21 protein-coding genes are annotated in these 19,170 nt (G+C 61.2%); 14 read left to right on the top strand and 7 right to left on the bottom strand.

Translation table 11 applies throughout. The features are described 5' to 3' along the window. Window positions 1–83: 83 nt before the first annotated feature. Window positions 84–662: a hypothetical protein gene (locus ROE7235_RS14330; protein ID WP_121096192.1), complete on the bottom strand. Its 579-nt coding sequence runs from the start codon at window positions 660–662 to the stop codon at window positions 84–86. 195 nt (window positions 663–857) lie between these two features. On the opposite strand from ROE7235_RS14330, the gene ccoN reads away from it, so the two are divergent. From ccoN to ccoP, 4 genes are read left to right on the top strand one after another with little or no spacing between them, the layout of a single operon-like run. Continuing rightward, entirely contained in the window at window positions 858–2,465 is a 1,608-nt protein-coding gene (gene ccoN / locus ROE7235_RS14325; RefSeq protein ID WP_121096191.1) for a cytochrome-c oxidase, cbb3-type subunit I, read from the top strand. Window positions 2,466–2,480: 15 nt separating this feature from the next. After that, entirely contained in the window at window positions 2,481–3,209 is a 729-nt protein-coding gene (gene ccoO / locus ROE7235_RS14320) for a cytochrome-c oxidase, cbb3-type subunit II (protein ID WP_121096190.1), read from the top strand. 15 nt (window positions 3,210–3,224) lie between these two features. Further along, window positions 3,225–3,443, top strand: coding sequence for a cbb3-type cytochrome c oxidase subunit 3 (locus tag ROE7235_RS14315; protein ID WP_121096189.1), 219 nt, complete (start codon window positions 3,225–3,227; stop codon window positions 3,441–3,443). Continuing rightward, the gene (ccoP, locus tag ROE7235_RS14310) at window positions 3,443–4,330 is read left to right on the top strand and encodes a cytochrome-c oxidase, cbb3-type subunit III (protein ID WP_121096188.1); all 888 of its coding nucleotides are present in this window, start codon (window positions 3,443–3,445) and stop codon (window positions 4,328–4,330) included. Before ROE7235_RS14315 ends, ccoP begins: the two co-directional genes overlap by 1 nt. Before the next feature lie 65 nt (window positions 4,331–4,395). Here ccoP and ROE7235_RS20175 read toward each other — a convergent pair whose 3' ends face one another. Beyond that, window positions 4,396–4,551: a hypothetical protein gene (locus ROE7235_RS20175; RefSeq protein WP_183073521.1), complete on the bottom strand. Its 156-nt coding sequence runs from the start codon at window positions 4,549–4,551 to the stop codon at window positions 4,396–4,398. A 96-nt stretch (window positions 4,552–4,647) separates the two neighbouring features. Here ROE7235_RS20175 and ROE7235_RS14305 point away from each other — a divergent pair, with 96 nt between their 5' ends. From ROE7235_RS14305 to ccoS, 5 genes are all read left to right on the top strand, one after another. Further along, a complete protein-coding gene (locus tag ROE7235_RS14305) occupies window positions 4,648–5,556 on the top strand; it encodes a LysR family transcriptional regulator (RefSeq protein ID WP_245963979.1) in 909 nt (302 codons plus the stop codon). Window positions 5,557–5,794: 238 nt separating this feature from the next. After that, entirely contained in the window at window positions 5,795–7,225 is a 1,431-nt protein-coding gene (ccoG, locus tag ROE7235_RS14300) for a cytochrome c oxidase accessory protein CcoG (protein WP_121096187.1), read from the top strand. Then, window positions 7,222–7,698, top strand: a complete 477-nt coding sequence (locus ROE7235_RS14295; RefSeq protein WP_121096186.1) for a FixH family protein — start codon at window positions 7,222–7,224, stop codon at window positions 7,696–7,698. The genes ccoG and ROE7235_RS14295 overlap by 4 nt, the downstream gene beginning before the upstream one ends. Before the next feature lie 3 nt (window positions 7,699–7,701). Then, window positions 7,702–9,876: a heavy metal translocating P-type ATPase gene (locus tag ROE7235_RS14290; RefSeq protein WP_121096185.1), complete on the top strand. Its 2,175-nt coding sequence runs from the start codon at window positions 7,702–7,704 to the stop codon at window positions 9,874–9,876. An 8-nt stretch (window positions 9,877–9,884) separates the two neighbouring features. Beyond that, window positions 9,885–10,058: a cbb3-type cytochrome oxidase assembly protein CcoS gene (gene ccoS / locus ROE7235_RS14285; RefSeq protein ID WP_121096184.1), complete on the top strand. Its 174-nt coding sequence runs from the start codon at window positions 9,885–9,887 to the stop codon at window positions 10,056–10,058. A gap of 12 nt (window positions 10,059–10,070) precedes the next feature. Here the strand turns inward: ccoS and ROE7235_RS14280 are convergent, their stop codons facing one another. From ROE7235_RS14280 to ROE7235_RS14260, 5 genes are read right to left on the bottom strand one after another with little or no spacing between them, the layout of a single operon-like run. Next, entirely contained in the window at window positions 10,071–10,967 is an 897-nt protein-coding gene (locus ROE7235_RS14280) for a lysophospholipid acyltransferase family protein (RefSeq protein ID WP_121096183.1), read from the bottom strand. Beyond that, window positions 10,967–12,337 carry a glutamate--cysteine ligase gene (locus ROE7235_RS14275; protein WP_121096182.1) on the bottom strand — a complete coding sequence of 457 codons (1,371 nt, stop codon included), beginning with the start codon at window positions 12,335–12,337 and terminating at the stop codon, window positions 10,967–10,969. Before ROE7235_RS14275 ends, ROE7235_RS14280 begins: the two co-directional genes overlap by 1 nt. 54 nt (window positions 12,338–12,391) lie before the next feature. After that, complete coding sequence (locus tag ROE7235_RS14270; RefSeq protein ID WP_121096181.1) at window positions 12,392–12,907, bottom strand: hypothetical protein; 516 nt, start codon at window positions 12,905–12,907, stop codon at window positions 12,392–12,394. Next, window positions 12,904–13,749, bottom strand: a complete 846-nt coding sequence (locus ROE7235_RS14265) for a GNAT family N-acetyltransferase (protein WP_121096180.1) — start codon at window positions 13,747–13,749, stop codon at window positions 12,904–12,906. The genes ROE7235_RS14270 and ROE7235_RS14265 overlap by 4 nt, the downstream gene beginning before the upstream one ends. Next, window positions 13,746–14,474, bottom strand: coding sequence for a 16S rRNA (uracil(1498)-N(3))-methyltransferase (locus tag ROE7235_RS14260; protein WP_121096179.1), 729 nt, complete (start codon window positions 14,472–14,474; stop codon window positions 13,746–13,748). The genes ROE7235_RS14265 and ROE7235_RS14260 overlap by 4 nt, the downstream gene beginning before the upstream one ends. A gap of 12 nt (window positions 14,475–14,486) precedes the next feature. On the opposite strand from ROE7235_RS14260, the gene ubiA reads away from it, so the two are divergent. The 5 genes from ubiA to rplL all read left to right on the top strand — a co-directional run bounded on the left by ubiA (window position 14,487) and on the right by rplL (window position 19,114). Continuing rightward, window positions 14,487–15,461: a 4-hydroxybenzoate octaprenyltransferase gene (gene ubiA / locus ROE7235_RS14255; RefSeq protein ID WP_121096178.1), complete on the top strand. Its 975-nt coding sequence runs from the start codon at window positions 14,487–14,489 to the stop codon at window positions 15,459–15,461. Between the two features lie 35 nt (window positions 15,462–15,496). Further along, the gene (locus ROE7235_RS14250) at window positions 15,497–17,518 is read left to right on the top strand and encodes an OmpA family protein (protein ID WP_121096177.1); all 2,022 of its coding nucleotides are present in this window, start codon (window positions 15,497–15,499) and stop codon (window positions 17,516–17,518) included. Window positions 17,519–17,536: 18 nt separating this feature from the next. Next, window positions 17,537–17,860, top strand: coding sequence for a hypothetical protein (locus ROE7235_RS14245; RefSeq protein WP_121096176.1), 324 nt, complete (start codon window positions 17,537–17,539; stop codon window positions 17,858–17,860). Window positions 17,861–18,147: 287 nt separating this feature from the next. Continuing rightward, a complete protein-coding gene (gene rplJ / locus ROE7235_RS14240; RefSeq protein ID WP_121096175.1) occupies window positions 18,148–18,663 on the top strand; it encodes a 50S ribosomal protein L10 in 516 nt (171 codons plus the stop codon). Window positions 18,664–18,736: 73 nt separating this feature from the next. Continuing rightward, on the top strand, window positions 18,737–19,114 hold the full coding sequence (rplL, locus tag ROE7235_RS14235; protein WP_121096174.1) for a 50S ribosomal protein L7/L12: 378 nt from the start codon (window positions 18,737–18,739) through the stop codon (window positions 19,112–19,114). The last annotated feature ends 56 nt before the right edge of the window (window positions 19,115–19,170 follow it).

Raw genomic sequence — 19,170 nt, 5'->3', positions numbered from 1 at the left:
CGCTGCACGGACATATGACGAATTATGGAAGGCGGTCGGTCATGTTTGTAACCTGTTCACCCCTGACGAATGCTACAACTTCTTCAAGGCCGCTGGATATGAAACTGATTGAACCAGACGCGCTCTAGAAACGGCATTGCAGCGCGCGCGGCGTGCAGCGCTTCCTCGCTCTGGTCCCATGCTAGAACGATGCGGCGAATATCCGGCAGGCTGGTTGTATCCTGCGGCAGCACCAGAATCGCGGCGTTGCCGTCGAAGAGGGCAGCTTCGGTGACAAGCTCGTCCTGTGGACCGCCTTTGTCGCCATAGGGGCAAGGCAGCAGCACAAGATCGGAAAACCGTGCCTTGAGGCCGACATACGACCCGATGGTGCCCATCGGCACGACCACGTCATCGGTGCTCCAGCGGATGGGACAGCCGTTCAACCGCGTGCGCACAACCTCGCGCAACGCTTCCGCCTGTGTTTGCAACGCGTCAATCGACTCTTGGAAAATCACGGCAGGTGCCCCGGCGTAAAAGCCTGCGACCTGGGTCGAATCGACGGCGAGGCAGCAAACCTCTAGATGCGCGTCAAGGCGTTCGGCCAGAGCGATTGCGGCGTCCAGCACCGTATCCAGCCCGTCCTCTGACACCACGAAACTGATGAGTGATTTGTAGGCCATGCGGTCCGCTCCTGTTTGTTGCAGTGGGATTGTCGCAGATGGTGGCACCCTATGCCTTGATCCGCCGCAAGCGAAACAGTTCATTTCCTTGACCTAGGTCAAGGTCGCGCGCACTGGGGCGTGACAAAAGGCACCATCCAAACTTGTGTTTCCCGGCGTTAGACCGGGCGCGCGAACAGAAAAGGGACGCAGATTATGTTGGGATACATAAAGCTCGCCGTTCTGGGGCTTGCGGTGGTCGTCGCCGCTGTTGCCACCGGACTGGCCCGCGACCTGTCATACCAGATCCACGCTTTGATCTTCATGGTATCGGCAGCAATCGCATTCTTCTGGCTGATCCGCCGTGTGGGTGAACCCGCACCGGTGGTCGATCCGAACACCTATATGGACGGGCCGGTGCGCTTTGGCGTGATCGCAACCGCCTTTTGGGGTGTTGTGGGCTTTCTTGTGGGCGTGGTCATCGCCTTCCAATTGGCGTTCCCATATCTGAATTTCGAGTGGGCGCAGGGTTTCATGAACTTTGGCCGCTTGCGCCCGCTGCACACGTCTGCGGTGATTTTCGCGTTCGGCGGCAATGCTTTGATCGCGACCGCGTTCTACGTCGTCCAGCGCACCTCCGCCGCGCGCCTGTGGGGCGGTAGCCTCGCTTGGTTCGTGTTCTGGGGCTACCAGGTGTTCATCCTGCTGGCCGCGACCGGCTATGTCACAGGCTCTACCCAGGGCAATGAATATGCCGAACCCGAATGGCTGGCCGACTTGTGGCTGACCATCGTGTGGGTGGCGTTCCTGATTATTTACATGGGCACGCTTATCAAGCGCCGCGAGCCGCATATCTATGTGGCCAACTGGTTCTACCTGGCGTTCATCGTGACGGTGGCCATGCTGCACCTTATCAACAACGTGCAGATCCCGGTATCATTCCTTGGCTCCACCTCTATTCCGGTCTGGTCGGGCGTGCAGTCCGCCATGATCCAGTGGTGGTATGGGCATAACGCGGTGGGCTTCTTCCTGACCGCCGGTTTCCTTGGGATGATGTATTACTTCATCCCCAAGCAGGCCGAACGCCCGGTCTATAGCTACAAGCTGTCGATCATGCACTTCTGGGCGCTGATCTTCCTGTATATCTGGGCTGGTCCGCACCACCTGCACTACACCGCGCTGCCCGACTGGGCGCAGACGCTGGGCATGACCTTTTCCATCATGCTGTGGATGCCAAGCTGGGGCGGCATGATCAACGGCCTGATGACGCTGTCTGGCGCATGGGACAAGCTGCGCACCGACCCGATCATTCGCATGATGGTTGTGGCCGTGGGCTTCTACGGTATGGCCACATTCGAAGGGCCGATGATGTCGATCAAGGCCGTCAACAGCCTGTCGCACTATACCGACTGGACCATCGGCCACGTCCATTCCGGCGCACTTGGCTGGAACGGCATGATCACCTTCGGCGCGCTTTACTATCTGGTGCCCAAGCTGTGGCAGCGCGAGGGGCTGTATAGCCTGCGTCTGGTCAGCTGGCACTTCTGGTTGGCGACCATCGGGATCGTGCTTTATGCCGCGTCCATGTGGGTCACCGGCATCATGGAGGGCCTGATGTGGCGCGAAGTCGATGCGCAGGGTTTCCTCGTGAACTCTTTCGCAGACACGGTTGCCGCGAAATTCCCGATGTATGTGGTGCGCGGGCTTGGCGGGACGCTGTTCCTGACCGGTGCGATCATCATGTGCTACAACCTGTGGAAAACTGTGACCAGCACGGCAGAGCGCAAGCCTGCCGGAGTTGGCTCCGCAGTGCCCGCTGAATAACGAAAGGGCACGGAAATGGGACTTCTTGACAAACACGGCGCGATCGAGCGTCACGCCACGCTGTTGCTGGTTCTCAGCTTCCTCGTGGTCAGCATCGGGGGCATCGTGCAGATCGTGCCCTTGTTCTACCTCGACAACACCATCGAGGAGGTGGAGGGCATGCGCCCCTACGCGCCGCTGGAGATCGCAGGTCGCGAGATTTACCGGCGCGAGGGTTGCTACGTTTGCCACAGCCAGATGGTGCGCCCCATGCGCGACGAGGTCGAGCGCTATGGCCACTACAGCCTTGCAGCGGAATCGATGTATGACCATCCGTTCCAGTGGGGGTCCAAGCGGACCGGGCCGGATCTGGCCCGTGTCGGCGGTCGCTACTCGGATGACTGGCATGTCCAGCACATGATCAAGCCGCAAAGCGTTGTTCCGGAATCGATCATGCCGGCCTACGGGTTCCTGATGAACCGCGAACTGGACCGCGCGGATGCGGAAAAGGCGCAAGATATCATGGGCGTCTACCGCATGCTCGGTCATCCTTACACGGATGAGATGATGGATGCGGCGGTCGATGATTTCTTTGCGCAGGTGGACCAGTTCGGCGATCCTGTTGCCGACCGGTATCCGGGCGCACAGCAACGCAATTTCGACGGGCAGGACGCGCTCACCGAAATGGATGCTGTCATCGCCTACCTGCAAATGTTGGGCACGTTGGTTGATTTCGAAACCTTCGTGCCAGACGCATCGCGCTAACGATTGGAGGAAGCTATGGAAACCTATTCCCTGCTGCGTGCCTTCGCCGATAGCTGGCACCTGCTGTTCATGTTCGTCTTCTTTATCGGGGTGTTCGTCTACATTCTGCGCCCTGGTAGCAAAAAGGTCCATCGGGACACGGCGAACATGATTTTCCGCAACGATGACAAGCCTGCCGCGCCGGATAACCGCCAGCGGCAAGCGCGTCACGCCGATTTGAGAGAGGCCAAGTGATGGCTGATAATTCGAACAAGAGCGCCAACCACCAAAAGGGCGACCCGAATACGACCGGGCATAGCTGGGACGGGATCGAGGAATTCGACAACCCGATGCCGCGCTGGTGGGTGTGGATCTTCATTCTCTGTGTGATCTGGTCGGTCGGCTACTGGGTCGTGTACCCGGCATGGCCGGGGATGAACCAAGCGACAAGCGGCGTGCTGGGCTATGCCTCGCGGGCCGAGGTCGCCGAGGAAATCGCGGCCTTCGAAGAGCGTCACGATGTGCTCTTCGCGCAAATCCTCGAAACAGAGCCGGGCGAGTTGCAGAACGATCAGGACTTGCACCGTTTCGCCGTCAACGCGGGCGCATCGGTCTTTGCCGCGCAATGCTCGCAATGTCATGGCGCCGGTGGCGCAGGTGTGCAGGCGGGCGGCTTTCCCAACCTGCTGGATGATGACTGGCTCTGGGGCGGATCGCATGACGAAATCGTGCAAACCGTGACCTATGGCATCCGCAACGAAGAGTATCTTGACGCCCGCTACTCGCAAATGCCCGCATTCGGGCGCGACGAGTTGCTAAGTGAAGAGGAAATGCGCCAAGCCACGCATTTCGTGCTGTCGCTGTCGGGGTCCGACCACGAGGCGGAACTGGCCTCTGCCGGGGCCGAAGTCTACGATTACAACTGTTCGTCCTGCCACGGGGTCGAAGGCGAAGGCGACACCTTCCTTGGGGCCCCTGCGCTGAATGACCAGATCTGGCTCTATGGCGGTTCGGAAGAGATCGTCTACGAATCGATCTACAATGCCCGCTTCGGGGTCATGCCCGGCTTCGACAACCGCTTGCGCGAAGCAGAAATTCGTGCGGTTGCCGCCTATGTCCACCAGTTGGGCGGCGGCGAATAAACCGCCCTTTCGGCTCACAACATCAACCCGGCCTGTTTTGCAGGCCGGGTTTTTTCATGCGCCGCTCAGCTGATTTTGCGGGGTGAGATCAGCCGCACCCGGTCGGTCATGTGGTTGATGCGGCTGTTGGCCGCTGGGGTGCCATCCAGTTCTCTGACCGGGCGCGAAGACGCGTTGATCCGGCTTGCGACGAAGAACATTTTTGCATGGATATCTAACATGGAAGCCTCCGGGGTTGCGGTGTGTATGGTTTTATTTGTACCTTTTCGGCAAATAATGCGACTCTGGAATTCATGCGATATGATAGCTGAGCTTACATGATGGATTGGCGGGACATGCCGCCGCTCTCGGCATTGAGGGCGTTTTCCGCGGTGGCGGAATCCGGGTCGGTTGTCGCGGCGGCTGCGCGGTTGGGCGTAACCCATGCGGCGATCAGCCAGCAGATCAGGTCCTTGGAAAAGGCGCTCGATCTGGCCTTGGTCACGCGCACGGGCCGCAAGATTGAACTGACCGATGACGGGCGCCAACTGGCGCATGGTCTGGGTTTGGGCTTTGGCGAAATCCTGCGCAGTGTCAGCGCCCTGACGGAAGCGCAGCGCGACCGTCCGTTGCAAGTGACAACGACCGCGATGTTTGCCAGCACCTGGTTGGTGCCGCGGCTTGGATCGTTTCGGCTGGCGCATCCGGGCGTCGATCTGGTGCTTGACCCGTCGCCTGCGTTGCGCCCGCTGGAGCCGGGCGGCTTCGATGTCGCGATCCGGCATGGCACTGGTGCCGAGCCGGGGCTGGACATGTACAAGCTGATGGATGCGCCGCTGGTCGTCGTGGCGTCCCCGTCTCTGCTGGGCGGCTTGCCCGATGGCGGCCCCGACGCGCTAACCGGACTGCCCTGGCTGAGCGAGTTGGAGCAGAACGAAGCGTCGCTGTTCCTGTCACGACAAGGCGTTGCCAAGGCCCTGAGCGGCGGCGTGATCCACTTGCCCGGCAATCTAGTGCTGGATGCGGCGCGCCACGGGCAGGGGCTTGCTGTCGTGACCGAAGTTCTTGTCTCTGCGGACATCGCCAGCGGCAACCTTCAGGTTGTTTTGCGCGATCAGACCGATATGGCCTATTACCTTGCTACGCGCCCCGGCGTTCAGCGCCCGCCTTTGCGCGCGTTTTGTCGCTGGATAAAGACAGAGGCCGCGCGCGCACCGGGACTGAATGTCGCAGCGCTTGGGGTTTGATCTGCGTCAATGCAAAGGCCATGTGGTGGTTCTAGACAGGCAAAGGCACGCTTAGGCTTGCCACGCCGGTCTCTGCTTTCCTGTTCGCGCGTGTTACCGGAGACCGGCGTAACCATGCTCTGCATCCAATCTCATCCGCCACAAAAACTTGCACCGGTCATACGGTTTTTGACGCAGGTCAAGGACGCACCCCCATGCGCGTGACACAAGCAGGGCAAGCCACAGTCAGGAGCCAAGCGTGAGTTCGTCAGATCAAAGCCCCCCGTCGCTATATGCCAAACGCGAGCCGATTTTTCCGCGCCGCGTAAAAGGCAGTTTCCGCACCATGAAATGGTGGCTGCTGGCCGGGATGCTGGGGCTGTATTACATCCTGCCATGGATACGCTGGGACCGTGGCCCCGAAATGCCCGATCAGGCGGTTTTGCTGGATCTGCAAGGGCGACGCTTCTTCTTCTTCATGATCGAAATCTGGCCCCATGAATTCTACTTCGTGGCGGGCCTACTTATCATGGCCGGGATCGGGTTGTTCCTGTTCACCTCGGCCTTGGGGCGGGTCTGGTGCGGTTACGCCTGCCCGCAAACCGTCTGGACCGACCTGTTCATTCTGGTGGAGCGCTGGGTCGAAGGCGACCGAAACGCGCGCCTGCGCCTGCACCGCAAAAAATGGGATTTCGAGAAGATCCGAAAGAATGGTCTGAAATGGACCCTCTGGTTCCTGATCGGCATGGCGACCGGCGGGGCTTGGGTGTTCTACTTTGCCGACGCCCCCACGCTGCTGGTTGACCTGTTCACCGGTCAGGCCCCGATGGTCGCATATCTGACCATTCTTGTGCTGACCATGACGACCTTTCTGTTCGGCGGGTTCTTTCGCGAACAGATATGTATCTATGCTTGCCCGTGGCCGCGCATTCAGGCCGCGATGATGGACGAAGACACGCTGACCATCGACTACCGCGAGTGGCGGGGCGAGCCACGCGGCAAGCACCGCAAGAGCGAGGGTGCCGAGAACCTTGGCGATTGCATCGACTGCATGGCCTGCGTCAATGTTTGCCCCATGGGGATTGATATTCGTGACGGACAGCAAATGGCCTGCATCACATGTGGCCTGTGCATTGATGCCTGCGACGAGGTGATGGACCGTATCGGCAAACCGCGCGGCCTGATCGGCTACATGGCACTGTCGGACCATGAAAACGAGCGCGCTGGCAAGGCTCCGAAATCTGTGTGGAAGCACGTCTTCCGTCCGCGCACTTTGGTTTATACCGCCATTTGGTCCGCAGTGGGGGTTGGCCTGATCGTGGCGCTGTTCATCCGGTCGGATCTGGATATGAGCGTGTCACCCGTGCGCAACCCGACCCATATCGTGTTGTCGGATGGCACCGTTCGGAACGTCTATGATGTGCGCTTGCGCAACATGGCCAATGAGGAACGGGAATTCGTGTTGTCGATCACCGAAAACCCCGATCTGCGCATGTCGGTCGAAGGCGAGGACGCAACCTCTGTGACGCTGAACCCGGATGAAATGGCGCAGGTTCGTGTATACTTGGAAGCGCCCAACGGCACCGAAGCGGCTGCGGCACAGCGTAGCAGCGTGCGTATCTGGTCCACGATTGCCGGAAGTCAGGATCGCGTTTATTCTGAAACCGTATTCAACGGGAGAGGGCAATGACCGAAGACACCACCGGCAAAGGGTTTCGTATGACCGGCCCGAAGGTTCTGGCGATCACATTGATAGGTTTTGGCACGGTGATCGCGGTTAACCTGACCTTGGCTTATTCGGCGGTCAGCACGTTTCCGGGGCTGGAGGTCAAGAATTCCTATGTTGCCAGCCAGAACTTCAACGAGGAACTGGCTGCGCAGCAGGCGCTTGGCTGGGATGTCCGCGCCGACGTGGCGGATGGCGAGTTGGTTCTGAACATTACCGGCCCGGATGGTTATCCTGCACAAGTTGCCACGCTGGACGCTGTCTTGGGCGCCGCGACCCATGTGCGCGATGACCAGCGGCCTGAATTCGTGTTTCTGGACGGGGCGTTCCGCGCCCCGGTCGATATTGCCCCCGGAAACTGGAATATCCGACTGCGCGCCACGGCGGCGGATGGCACGCTGTTTCAGCAGCGCGTCGTGCTACATGTTGAAGGGTAACGCATGACAACGGTGCGCGCCTCGGCTTGTCCGGCTTGCGCTGCCGCGCCTGCGGCAGAAAGCCTTGCAAAAGCAGATTTGCCAAAGGCGCGGGTTCTGTTGTCAGTGCCGGAAGTGCATTGTGCGGCCTGTATCTCGACCATAGAGCGGGATCTGGCGCGCATGCCCGGCGTGAACTCTTCGCGGCTGAACCTGACGCTGAAACGCTTGAGCGTGGATGCGGAACACGATGTCCAGCCCGCCGATGTGATCGCCCGGCTGGATGCTTTGGGCTACGAGGCGCACGAGCTGGACGCAGGCACGCTGTCCATGACCGAAACCGAGCGTCAGGGCCGCGAATTGCTGATGCGGCTTGGCGTTGCCGGTTTCGCCATGATGAACATCATGCTTTTGTCCGTCGCGGTCTGGTCAGGGGCAGAAGGGCCGACGCGGGATCTGTTTCATCTGATCTCTGCCGTCATCGCGATTCCAACCGTGGCCTTTGCCGGCCAGCCGTTTTTTCGCAACGCATGGAAAGCGATGCGCGCGGGCCGGATGGATATGGACGCGCCGATCAGCTTTGCGATCATTCTGACGCTGGGTATTTCCATTTTCGAAACCCTGCAATCTGGCGCGCATGCGTATTTCGATTCCGTCGTGATGCTTATCTTTTTCCTGCTGGCGGGGCGCTATCTGGATTTTCGCGCCCGTGCCGTCGCACGGTCTGCCGCACAAGAGCTGGCGGCGCTGGAAGTGCCACGCGCCATCCGGCTGGACGGCGGGGCCGAGGCCACCGTCAATGTGGCTGAACTGGTCGCGGGCGATCTGGTTCTGGTGCGGCCCGGCGGACGCATGCCGGTCGATGGCGTCGTTGTCTCGGGCCAGTCAGAACTGGACCGCGCGCTTTTGACGGGGGAAACCCTGCCGGTCTTTGCGGGCGACGGCACCATGGTCAGCGCGGGTGAGGTCAACCTGACCGGCCCCCTGACCGTGCGCGTAACCGCGTCGGGCAAGGACAGCTCATTGCACCGCATGGCCGATCTGGTGGCCAACGCCGAATCCGCCCGCACCAAATACACCTCGCTGGCCGACCGTGCGGCGCGGGCCTATGCGCCCACGATTCCAATTCTGGCGTTGGGGGCTTTCGTCGTCTGGATGTATCTGACCGGCGGGGATCTGCGCACCTCTATTAACGTGGCCGTGACGACCTTGATCATCACTTGCCCCTGCGCTTTGGGTCTTGCGGTTCCTGCGGTGGTCACGGCAGCCAGCGGCAAGCTGTTCCGCAAGGGGCTGCTTATCAAGGACGGCACCGCGCTGGAGCGGTTGGCAGAGGTGGATACCGTTGTCTTTGACAAGACCGGCACGCTTACCCTTGGCACCCCAGCGCCAACCAATCTGGACACGGTGCCCGATGACGCCCGCCGCGTCGCGCTTGCGCTGGCAGAGGCATCCGGCCATCCGCTTGCGGCATCGCTGGCCAAAGGGCTTCGAGATTTGGGTTTGCGCCCGGCACCGGTCTCTGAACTGACCGAGGTGCCGGGCTACGGGGTTGAAGGGCAATGGCATGGGGTGCGTGTGCGTCTGGGCCGCCCTGCATGGGTTGGCGCGCAGGCGGTGGAGAGCACTGCCGCCTATCTGTCGCTGGGGCAAGCGACCCACGCCTTTACCTTCACCGACCAGTTGCGCCCCGGTGCAGAACGTGTCGTCGATATGCTGCATCAGCAGGGCAAGCAAGTCTGGCTTGTCTCTGGCGACGTGCCCGCCGCGGTGCAGGCTTTGGCCGACCGACTGGGCATAAAACACTGGCACGCCGAGGCGCTGCCGCAGGACAAGGCCGCCAAGGTCGGGGCGTTGCAGGACGCAGGCGCAAAAGTGCTGATGGTGGGTGACGGGCTGAATGACACTGTCGCGCTGAGCGCAGCACATGTGTCCATCTCTCCTGCCACGGCGCTGGACGCCGCGCGCGCGGCGTCTGACATGGTTATGCTGGGCCGCGACATTGGTCCGATCGCGGATGCGCTGCGCATGTCGGGGCAGGCCACGCGCCGGATAAAAGAGAATTTCTGGCAATCCGGCATCTATAATGCCATTTTCGTGCCGGTTGCGTTGGTCGGGCTGGCCACGCCCCTGATCGCGGCTGCGATTATGTCGTTATCGTCCATCGTGGTCACGTTGAACGCGCTAAGGTTGAAATAAGGGCGCTTATGGAAGTTCTGACAATCCTGATCCCTGTGTCGCTGATCCTTGGTCTGTTGGGCCTTGGCGCGTTCATCTGGACATTGCGCAAGGGTATGTATGATGACCCGGATGGCGACAGCCAGCGCATTCTGACCGACGAGTATGATGACAAGCCGAAACCGGTCGAGAAACCCGAATAGCCGCGCGGTGGCTCAGGCGTCCATATCCTCCACACGGTTCTTTTTCCAGCGGCGATGGGTCCACATCCATTGGTCCATATTCTGGCGAACCAACGTCTCTAACGAGGCATTGAGCGCACGGGTCATTGTGACCGGATCGCTATGCGGCACCGGCGCTTCGATACGGACGTGAAAGCCCAGACCGTCGGGTTGCCGGATGCCATAGACAGGCACCAGCAGCGCGTTGTATTTCAGCGCCATTTCGGCGGCAGACAGGGCTGTGCGTGCAGGCTGCCCCATGAAATCCAGTAGCGCGCCATGGTGCATGTAATGGTCAGTTACCAGCCCAACCATGCCGCCTTGCCGCAAGAAGCGCAGCATTTTCGCCAGCCCGTCGCGTCCGCGTGCGAAAACAGGCGTGCCGATGCGCGAAATCGCGGCGACATAGCGCGCGTTAAAAGCAGGGTTGCGCATGGGCATGTAGAACCCTGCAACCTTGAAGCCTTGCGCCAGCAGCAGCGCGCGCGCTGCGTCGTAGTTTCCCAGATGCCCCGTCACAAGGATAACCGGCTGGCCCTTTGCATGCGCGTCATGCAGATGGGCAAGCCCGCTGCCTTCAAGCTTGGCCTGCTTGGCGTGCGCCACGAATTCCGCGCCAGCAAAGATCTCGCCAATGGTCCGCGCCATGTTGCCGGGAACCTGCCGCGCGATGCGGTTGCGCTCAGCCGCTGGCAATTCCGGCGCGACCATGTCCAGATTGTTGCGCACACGGCTGCGCAGCCCCGCCAAGGGACCGACCACATGCACCCCTAGCCAGCCCAAAAGCGCAATACGTCGCCTGTAGGGTAGCGGGCGCAACCCTTCCAGAAGCGCGGCGGCCATCCAGTCCTGAATGCGGTGGCGCAGGCTTATAGTGCCGAGTTTCGCCATCAATAACTGTAGTCGGCATAAATACGGTTCAGATCGCCTTGCCAGTCACCGTGATAGCGGGCCAGCAATTCGTCGGCGGGTGTCTGGCCGGTTTCAAGCGTTTCCTTCAGCGCGTTCAGGAAATGGGTCTCGTCCGGCAGCATGCCGCCTGCGCCTTCGCGACCGCGGGCTTTCAGGCCGGATTCGGCAATCGCCACAACCTCACGCGCGATGTCGTGCAAATGCAGGTTGCCCACTTTGCCAGCCAGCCCGTCCACCGACGCCGCGATGCGCAGGCTGTCGCGGGTTTCCGCGTCCCAGCCTTTGGCCAGGTCCCAAGCGGCATCCAGCGCTGACTGGTCGTAACATAGGCCAACCCACAACGCGGGCAGCGCGCACAGCCGCCGCCACGGGCCGCCATCGGCCCCGCGCATTTCGATGAATTTCTTGACACGTGCCTCGGGAAAGATCGTGGTCAGGTGGTCGGCCCAGTCCGACAGTGTCGGAATTTCGCCGGGCAAAGCGGGCAATTCACCGCGCATGAAGTCTCGGAACGACTGGCCCAATGCGTCGATATATTTGCCGTCGCGATAGACGAAATACATCGGCACATCGAGCGCGTAGTCGACCCATGCGTCGAACCCGAACCCGTCGTCGAACACGAAGGGCAGCATGCCCGTCCGCGCTGCGTCCAGATCGCGCCACACCCGCGCGCGCCAGCTTTTGTGCCCGTTGGGTTTGCCGTCCAGAAACGGCGAATTTGCGAACAATGCGGTTGCCACGGGTTGCAGTGCCAGCGCCACGCGCAGCTTTTGCACCATGTCGGCTTCGGACCCGAAATCTAGGTTCACCTGAACCGTGCAGGTCCGATACATCATGGTTTTGCCCATGGTGCCAACGCGGTCCATATAATCGGTCATCAGCTTGTAGCGGCCCTTCGGCATGACCGGCATTTCATCATGGTTCCAGACCGGTGCTGCGCCAAGGCCTATGAACTCAACCCCGATTTCTTCGGCCACGGACCGCACTTCGCGCAAATGCTGGTTCACCTCGTCACAGGTCTGGTGAATGTTGTCCAAGGGCGCGCCCGACAGCTCCAACTGTCCGCCGGGTTCAAGGCTGACATTCGCGCCGTCCTTTTCCAACCCGATGATATGGCCCGCTTCCAGCACCGGTGCCCAACCAAAGCGGTCGCGCAACCCTTCCAGCACCGCGCGGATGGAGCGTGGGCCGTCATAGGGCAGCGGGTTCAACGTGTCGCGGCAATAGCCGAATTTCTCGTGCTCCGTGCCGATGCGCCATTGGTCCTTGGGCTTGCAGCCTGCGGCCAGATATTCGGCCAGTTGGGCCTTGTTCTCGATCGGCCCGCCGCCGGTTTGGGGTATGGACATCTGGCTTTTCCTTGTGCGTGTTGCGGGCAGACTTGGGCCGGGCGCGCGGCCAAGTCAAGACTTGGCAAGACGGGTTGGCCGTCGGCTGGCATGCAGCCACAGCACGCGCGTGGGCTGCGGGTGGTCCAAGGCGGTCAAAACATCGGACATGCGCAGACCGGGAAGCTGGGCAAAGGCATCGAACAGCGCGTCAGCCCCTTGGGCCGCGACGGGGATGCTCAACTCCTCCTCCGGTGTGACCAGACGCCATGCCGTTCCATGATCCACCAGATGCAGTTCCACAACTTGCCCCAGGCCGACAAAACCGCCGGTCTCTGGCCCGAAATAGCTGATTTGCCCTTCGACGACCTGCACAATGCCGGGTGCTTCGGTGTCGCGCTGAAAGCGCAAGCGCCGCCATGCCAGCAGCGCCAGTCCCAGCCCCGTGACGATGATTGCAGCGCCAAGGATCTGAATAAAACGATCATAGCTTTGCAGTGTCCACAAGCCGAAACCGGACAGCGCCAGACTTGCCAGAACCTCTGACCAACGTCGCAGGCCTTCGGCGAGTTCGGGGCGGATCAGGTTCATGCCGGGGTTCCCAAGGTGACGGGTTCTTGCAGCAGCGCCACGCGATAGCTGCCGATATGCGCAAAGCCGATCCGCGCGTAAGCGCGCGCGGCATGGTCGGAATTGGCGAACAGGATGGCGCGGGCATAGCCGCGCGCTTTCAGCTCTGCCAGATGCGCGGCCACCACACGCCCGGCGCGACCTTGCCCGCGCAACTCGGGCGGCACATAGACTCCGCCGATCTGCACCACGTCGCGCGCAAAGCTGTTCAGCCCGGTCATGGCGGTGATTTGTCCGCCCTCGACCAGCAGGCGCACGCGGTCGGACCCCAACGCGTTCTTCGCTCGGTGCCGTCCCGCATCGCCGCCGGGATGGGTGCGCGTTTCGGTCATGTATGCGTTGAACCAGTGCGCAAGGGTGTCTTGGTCGTTGCCCTCTGGCGCGCGCAGCACCGCCTCTGGGGTGTCCAGCTTGGCAAGGTCCAGCGCGCAGAGCGGCTCGTCATGATTTATCTGCCAGACGGCACCGCCAAGCGGTAGCGCATCGAGGATCAGCGCCACCTGATCTGACGCCCCCGTCATCCCACGCAACGTGTAGCCCCTCAGCAGATGGGCATAGGTCTGCGCCTCCAGCGCGGTCAGACGCGGGATCTGGCACATCAACAGCCCGCCATTCGTGGCGCCGAACACGCCGATAATTCCGTCCCCGGTCTCTTGCAGGAAAAACGTCGTGCCATGCGGATGGTCGGTGTTATCCGTGCCGTAAGCGTCCAGATTGCCCAGAAGGAACATGGAACTTTCGATGTAACCCGCCAGAAAGGCTGCGAGTGCCTCATGGTCGGCAGGCCCGGCCTTGCGGATCATAGCCAATCCCCTTGGGTGGATTGCCAGAGCGTCAGCGCGGCCACCGCCGCCGTGTCGGCTCGCAAGATGCGCGGGCCAAGGGCGATGGGGTGAATCGCGGGCCGTTTGCGCAGACGGTCGCGCTCGGATGGTGAAAAGCCGCCTTCGGGGCCGATCAGAAGTGCGGCAGGGGCAGGGGGCAGGGCGCACGGTTCTGCCGCGTCCGCCAGCCCCTCATCCGCCCAGATCAAAGCGCGCCCGTCAGGCCAGTTTGCCAGCAGGCGCGACAGCGGTTGCAGGTTTTCGACCACGGGCACGAAAGTGCCGCCACATTGCTCTGCTGCTTCCACCGCGTGGGCTTGCAGCCGGTCTTGCCGGATACGGTCGGAATTGGTGAACTCTGTCTGCACAGGCAGAATGCGCGCCGCGCCCATTTCGGCGGCTTTCTCGACAATGAAATCGGTCCGCGCCTTTTTGATCGGTGCAAAGACCAGCCACAGGTCGGGCGGGTCGCGCTGTGGCGCAATCTGGTGGCGACACAAAAGCGTGCCGCCGCGTTTGCCAGCCTCGGCCACCTCTGCCAGCCATGCACCATCTTGCCCGTTGAACACCGCCACCGTTGCCCCCGGACCAAGCCGCATGACATTGAACAGGTAATGCGCATGGTCGCGCGACAGGTCCAGCCCTTGCCCCGCCCCCAAGGGCTGCTCTAGATAGAGCCGTATCTTGACCGCTTCGCCAGACATGGGGCCGAATTTATGGACAATGACCCGCAAAGGCCAGAGGGCACGGACACACCCGTCGCCGATGCCTATGCGCAAAACTGGGTGGACCGGTACGCCCCGCCCCATGCGCGCCCCTATCTGCGCCTGTCGCGAGTGGACCGGCCCATCGGAACATGGCTGCTGTTGCTGCCTTGCTGGTGGGGGGCGTTTCTGGGCGCTGCGGCATTTCCCGACACTGCGGGCTGGCTGACCATCTGGATTTTTGCGGGGTGTGGCATTGGCGCGGTGCTTATGCGCGGGGCCGGCTGCACTTGGAACGACGTGACCGATCGAGACATAGACGACAAGGTGGCCCGCACCCGCTCTCGACCCATACCATCGGGGCAGGTGACATCGCGTCAGGCGTTGGTCTGGATGGCAATTCAGGCCGGAGTGGCGGCGCTTATTCTATTTACCTTCAATTGGGCTGCCGTTGGGCTTGGCGTGCTGTCGCTCGGGCTGGTCGCCATTTACCCCTTTGCAAAACGCTTTACCTGGTGGCCTCAGATTTTTCTTGGGCTGGCCTTTAACTGGGGGGCAGTTCTGGCATGGACGGCGCAAACCGGCAGCTTGGGGCTGCCCGCGATATTCCTGTATCTGGCTGGTATAAGCTGGACGTTGTTTTACGACACGATCTATGCGCATCAAGACCGCGAGGATGATGCGCTGATCGGTGTGAAATCCACCGCGCGCTTGTTCGGTAAAAACACCGACCAATGGTTGCGTGGGTTTCTGGTGGCGACCGTCGTGTTGATGTCGCTGAGTGTGATCTACGCGCTGGCACCGCTGGCCAACCCCTTGGCCATGTCCATCGGTCTGGGCGGCGCATGGGCGATGGGGTGGCATATGCAATGGCAGTTGACCAAGCTGGACATTGACGACGGTGCGGTTTGCCTGAAGCTGTTTCGGTCGAACCGCGATGCGGGTTTGCTGGCTGCGCTGTTTCTTGCCGCTGCGTGTTTCGCCTGATTGCGTGGCCCGCGCGAAGGCGCTAGGGGACAGGCATGAAACGCTTTCTAGAAATTCTGCCGGGAGCGGCGAAGCCGGTTCTGACACGCTTCAAATGGCACGTCATGACAGCCTTCGCTTTTGTGATTGCGGCTGCATTGGCATTTGGTGCAGCACAGCTGAGCGCCCGCGTGCTGGAGCATGTTGTTGAACGCGAAACCGGCGCCGCGCTGGGTGCCAAGGGGCTGGACTGGGCCGAGGTGGACACGGACGGTCTTTTGTTGCGCCTGAGCGGAGAGGCACCGACCGAGGCCGCCCGCTTCAACGCCATCAGCACGGCCAACCAGATCGTATCGGCCGAGCGCATTCTGGACCAGATCACGGTTACACCCGCCACCCAGATCGCGGCACCGGAATTTTCCATGGAAATCCTGCGCAATGGTCTGGATGTGCAGATCGTCGGCCTTGTCCCGTGGGAGTTCGATACCGACGGCTTCGTTGCACGGATGGAAGCAATCGACGCAGAGTTGTCGGTCGAGAACATGCTGGAATCCGCTGGGTATCCGGAGCCTTTCGCGTGGACAAGTGCCACCGATTTCGCCCTCTCTGCGTTGGCCATTTTGGACGCCGCGAAAATATCCATCTCTTCGGGGCGTGTGGACGTGGTCGGACTGACGGGATCAGAGGAAGAACGGGACCTAAAGCGCACGGAACTTGCGCGCAATCGCCCGCGCGACGTGATTGCCGCGCTCGACATCTCTGCCCCGCGACCCGCGATCACGCCTTTCACGCTGCGATTCGTGCGCGATGAGAACGGCGCACGCTTCGATGCCTGTGCGGCGGATACGCAAGAGGCCCGCACGGCCATTCTGGCCGCAGGGCGCGCAGCCGGCGCAAGCGGTCGTTTGGATTGCGTGGTCGGTTTGGGTGCTCCGACACCGCGTTGGCAAGACGGGGTTATCAGCGCGCTGGAAGCCATCGGCGAATTGGAAGCGGGCACCGTCACCTTTTCCGACACGGACGTGTCCTTGGTTGTCCCGGCGACGGTTGCGTCGGACCTGTTCGACCGGCAGGCGGGCGAACTGGAACGCCTTTTGCCCGACGCCTTTTCGCTGAACGCCGTGCGCCTGCCACCAAGCAATGCCCAGCTTGCCGCGACAGAGGATCAGGCCGAATTCACTGCGCGGTTGTCAGAACAGGGGGCAGTCGCGTTGTCGGGCCGACTGACAGACGAGCGCACGCGTGACGCGGTGCGCAGCCTTGCGCAGGCAAATTTCGGACCAGGTGCCGTGACGGTTTCGGCCAGACTGGACCCGGACCTGCCCGGCGGCTGGCCGTTGCGGGCGCTGTTGGCGGTGGATGTGTTGAACTATCTCGACAATGGCACGGTGCGGTTTCATCCGGATCGGGTAGAAATCTCTGGCGTGTCCGGCCTGCCGGATGCGTCTGACCTGATTTCGCGCCTGTTGGGCGATAAACTGGGGCAAAGCGCCGTGTTTTCGCTGGATGTGGCGTATGACGAAGAGCTTGACCCCGTCGCGCAACTGCCGACGCCCGCGCGATGCAAAGGCTGGATTGACGAGGCTATTGCCCAACGCAAAATCACCTTCGACCCCGGCTCTACCAGCATCACGGGGGACGCGGTCGAGGTGCTGGACGAGATTGCCGAAATCCTGCGCAGCTGTGGCCGCATGAGCATGGAGGTCGCCGGGCATACCGACAGTCAGGGGCGGCTGGAAACCAATATGCGTCTGAGCCAGCAGCGCGCAGAGGCCGTTGTGGCCGGGCTGATGGCGCGCGGTGCGCTGGTGAGCGAGTTCGACGCAAAAGGCTATGGCCCGGAATTTCCCATTGCGGATAACGGCACCGAAGATGGGCGCGAGGCAAATCGCCGGATCGAGTTTTCCTTGATCGGGGCGTCACTGGAGGCCGCGCAGGCAGAGCTTGCGCCGGATGATGGCGACACTGCCCCCGCCGAAGAGGCCGAGTTGCCCGACGAATCAGAGCTTGCCATCCGGGTTAACCCGGCGGATGACAGCAGCCCGCGCCCGCGCACCCGTCCCGCGCGGTCAGAGTAACCAACAGGACCGACACACATGAACCGTATGCAATTCGTCTTGGTAACTGCGTTGGTGCTGTTTGTGGCCTTCGCGCTTGGCTGGTTCACGAACTGGCTGATCCACCGCTTCACACGGGTGCGCCAACAAGACCTTGGAGAGTTGGACCGGATGGCGCAGGCATTGCACGAGGCCGAAGAAATTCGCGATCAGGCGATAAATTATGTCGAAACCCGCGAGCGTGATCTGACAGCTCGCATCAAGCAACTGGAAGCAGAAGTTGCGGGCGCCATGGACGGCGTCCGAGAGGCGCGTGCAGAGGCAGATTATTATCGCAATCAGATTCAAGGACGGGGCGAGTAGCTTCACCCTAGCGCGATTGCCGCAGATTCGCTCTTGGCAAGGCGCGGTTATCCGACTATGCACCCACCGTCCGGGGAAGGGTCGCAAGATTTTTCCCTTGATGATTCGTCCGAGACGGTGGGTGATGCCTGGCATCATAAATCCTGCCTGAGGCGGGACAGGAACAATTTTCTGACCGGGGATTACCTCGGGCGAAATTGGAGAGTGCCCGTTCGGACCTCTTGTCGGGTGTCAAAGCCCGGCGCAACGAGCCGAGGGGGAAACCCCTCGAAAATTGGAGAGACCCTGTGGATAGAGCCCAAAAAGAGAAAGTGGTCGAGGAACTCGGCCAGATCTTCGAAAGCTCTGGCGTGGTTGTGGTAGCACATTACGCTGGCCTCACGGTTGCAGAGATGCAGGTTCTGCGCGCTCGCATGAGCGAAGCGGGCGGTTCCGTACGCGTCGCCAAGAACAAGCTCGCCAAGATCGCCCTGGAAGGAAAGCCCTGCGAAAGCATTTCCGGCCTTCTGACAGGAATGACCGTTCTTGCCTATTCCGAAGACCCCGTCGCGGCTGCGAAGGTGGTTCAGGACTACACCAAGGAAAACGCCAAGCTGGTGGTTCTTGGTGGTGCCATGGGCAGTTCGGCGCTTGACCCGGCTGGTGTCAAGGCTGTGGCCGCTATGCCCTCACGCGACGAGCTTATCGCTCAGGTCGTGTCGTGCATCGGTGCCCCTGCTTCGAACATTGCCGGTGCGATCGGTGCGCCTGCGTCAAATATTGCCGGTATTCTCTCGACGCTCGAAGAGCGCGAAGCGGCATAAGCAACCAATGGCCCGCGTGGCGTGAAATATGCCCGCGTTGGACAATCAAACCTGAACAGAACGGAACAGAACAATGGCTGACCTGAAAGCACTTGCAGAGCAAATCGTGAACCTCACGCTGCTGGAAGCACAAGAACTGAAAACCATCCTGAAGGATGAATACGGCATCGAGCCCGCTGCTGGCGGCGCTGTGATGATGGCTGGCCCAGCTGGTGATGCTGGCGAGGCCGAAGAAGAAAAGACCGAATTCGACGTCGTCCTGATGGAAGCTGGCGCCAACAAGATCGCGGTCATCAAAGAAGTCCGCGGCATCACCGGTCTCGGCCTGAAAGAAGCCAAGGACCTGGTCGAAGCCGGTGGCAAGGCTGTGAAAGAAGGCGCTCCGAAAGAGGAAGCCGAAGAAATCAAGAAGAAGCTTGAAGACGCTGGCGCGAAAGTCGAGCTTAAGTAATCGGGCGGGATGCGCGGCATCTCGACCCTCTCAATTTGAAACTGGGGCCAGAGCGT

This window comes from Roseinatronobacter ekhonensis (genome assembly GCF_900499075.1).
Lineage (GTDB): Bacteria > Pseudomonadota > Alphaproteobacteria > Rhodobacterales > Rhodobacteraceae > Roseinatronobacter > Roseinatronobacter ekhonensis.
Note: the sequence above shows the minus strand (reverse complement) of the source record. Positions and strands in the feature narration are given on the sequence as shown.

Coding starts and splice junctions, on each gene's coding strand:
- ROE7235_RS14330 (WP_121096192.1), bottom strand. CDS start 662: ATGGCCTACAAATCACTCATCAGTTTCGTGGTGTCAGAGGACGGGCTG.
- ccoN (WP_121096191.1), top strand. CDS start 858: ATGTTGGGATACATAAAGCTCGCCGTTCTGGGGCTTGCGGTGGTCGTC.
- ccoO (WP_121096190.1), top strand. CDS start 2,481: ATGGGACTTCTTGACAAACACGGCGCGATCGAGCGTCACGCCACGCTG.
- ROE7235_RS14315 (WP_121096189.1), top strand. CDS start 3,225: ATGGAAACCTATTCCCTGCTGCGTGCCTTCGCCGATAGCTGGCACCTG.
- ccoP (WP_121096188.1), top strand. CDS start 3,443: ATGGCTGATAATTCGAACAAGAGCGCCAACCACCAAAAGGGCGACCCG.
- ROE7235_RS20175 (WP_183073521.1), bottom strand. CDS start 4,551: ATGTTAGATATCCATGCAAAAATGTTCTTCGTCGCAAGCCGGATCAAC.
- ROE7235_RS14305 (WP_245963979.1), top strand. CDS start 4,648: ATGATGGATTGGCGGGACATGCCGCCGCTCTCGGCATTGAGGGCGTTT.
- ROE7235_RS14295 (WP_121096186.1), top strand. CDS start 7,222: ATGACCGAAGACACCACCGGCAAAGGGTTTCGTATGACCGGCCCGAAG.
- ROE7235_RS14290 (WP_121096185.1), top strand. CDS start 7,702: ATGACAACGGTGCGCGCCTCGGCTTGTCCGGCTTGCGCTGCCGCGCCT.
- ccoS (WP_121096184.1), top strand. CDS start 9,885: ATGGAAGTTCTGACAATCCTGATCCCTGTGTCGCTGATCCTTGGTCTG.
- ROE7235_RS14280 (WP_121096183.1), bottom strand. CDS start 10,967: ATGGCGAAACTCGGCACTATAAGCCTGCGCCACCGCATTCAGGACTGG.
- ROE7235_RS14275 (WP_121096182.1), bottom strand. CDS start 12,337: ATGTCCATACCCCAAACCGGCGGCGGGCCGATCGAGAACAAGGCCCAA.
- ROE7235_RS14270 (WP_121096181.1), bottom strand. CDS start 12,907: ATGAACCTGATCCGCCCCGAACTCGCCGAAGGCCTGCGACGTTGGTCA.
- ROE7235_RS14265 (WP_121096180.1), bottom strand. CDS start 13,749: ATGATCCGCAAGGCCGGGCCTGCCGACCATGAGGCACTCGCAGCCTTT.
- ROE7235_RS14260 (WP_121096179.1), bottom strand. CDS start 14,474: ATGTCTGGCGAAGCGGTCAAGATACGGCTCTATCTAGAGCAGCCCTTG.
- ubiA (WP_121096178.1), top strand. CDS start 14,487: ATGGACAATGACCCGCAAAGGCCAGAGGGCACGGACACACCCGTCGCC.
- ROE7235_RS14250 (WP_121096177.1), top strand. CDS start 15,497: ATGAAACGCTTTCTAGAAATTCTGCCGGGAGCGGCGAAGCCGGTTCTG.
- ROE7235_RS14245 (WP_121096176.1), top strand. CDS start 17,537: ATGAACCGTATGCAATTCGTCTTGGTAACTGCGTTGGTGCTGTTTGTG.
- rplL (WP_121096174.1), top strand. CDS start 18,737: ATGGCTGACCTGAAAGCACTTGCAGAGCAAATCGTGAACCTCACGCTG.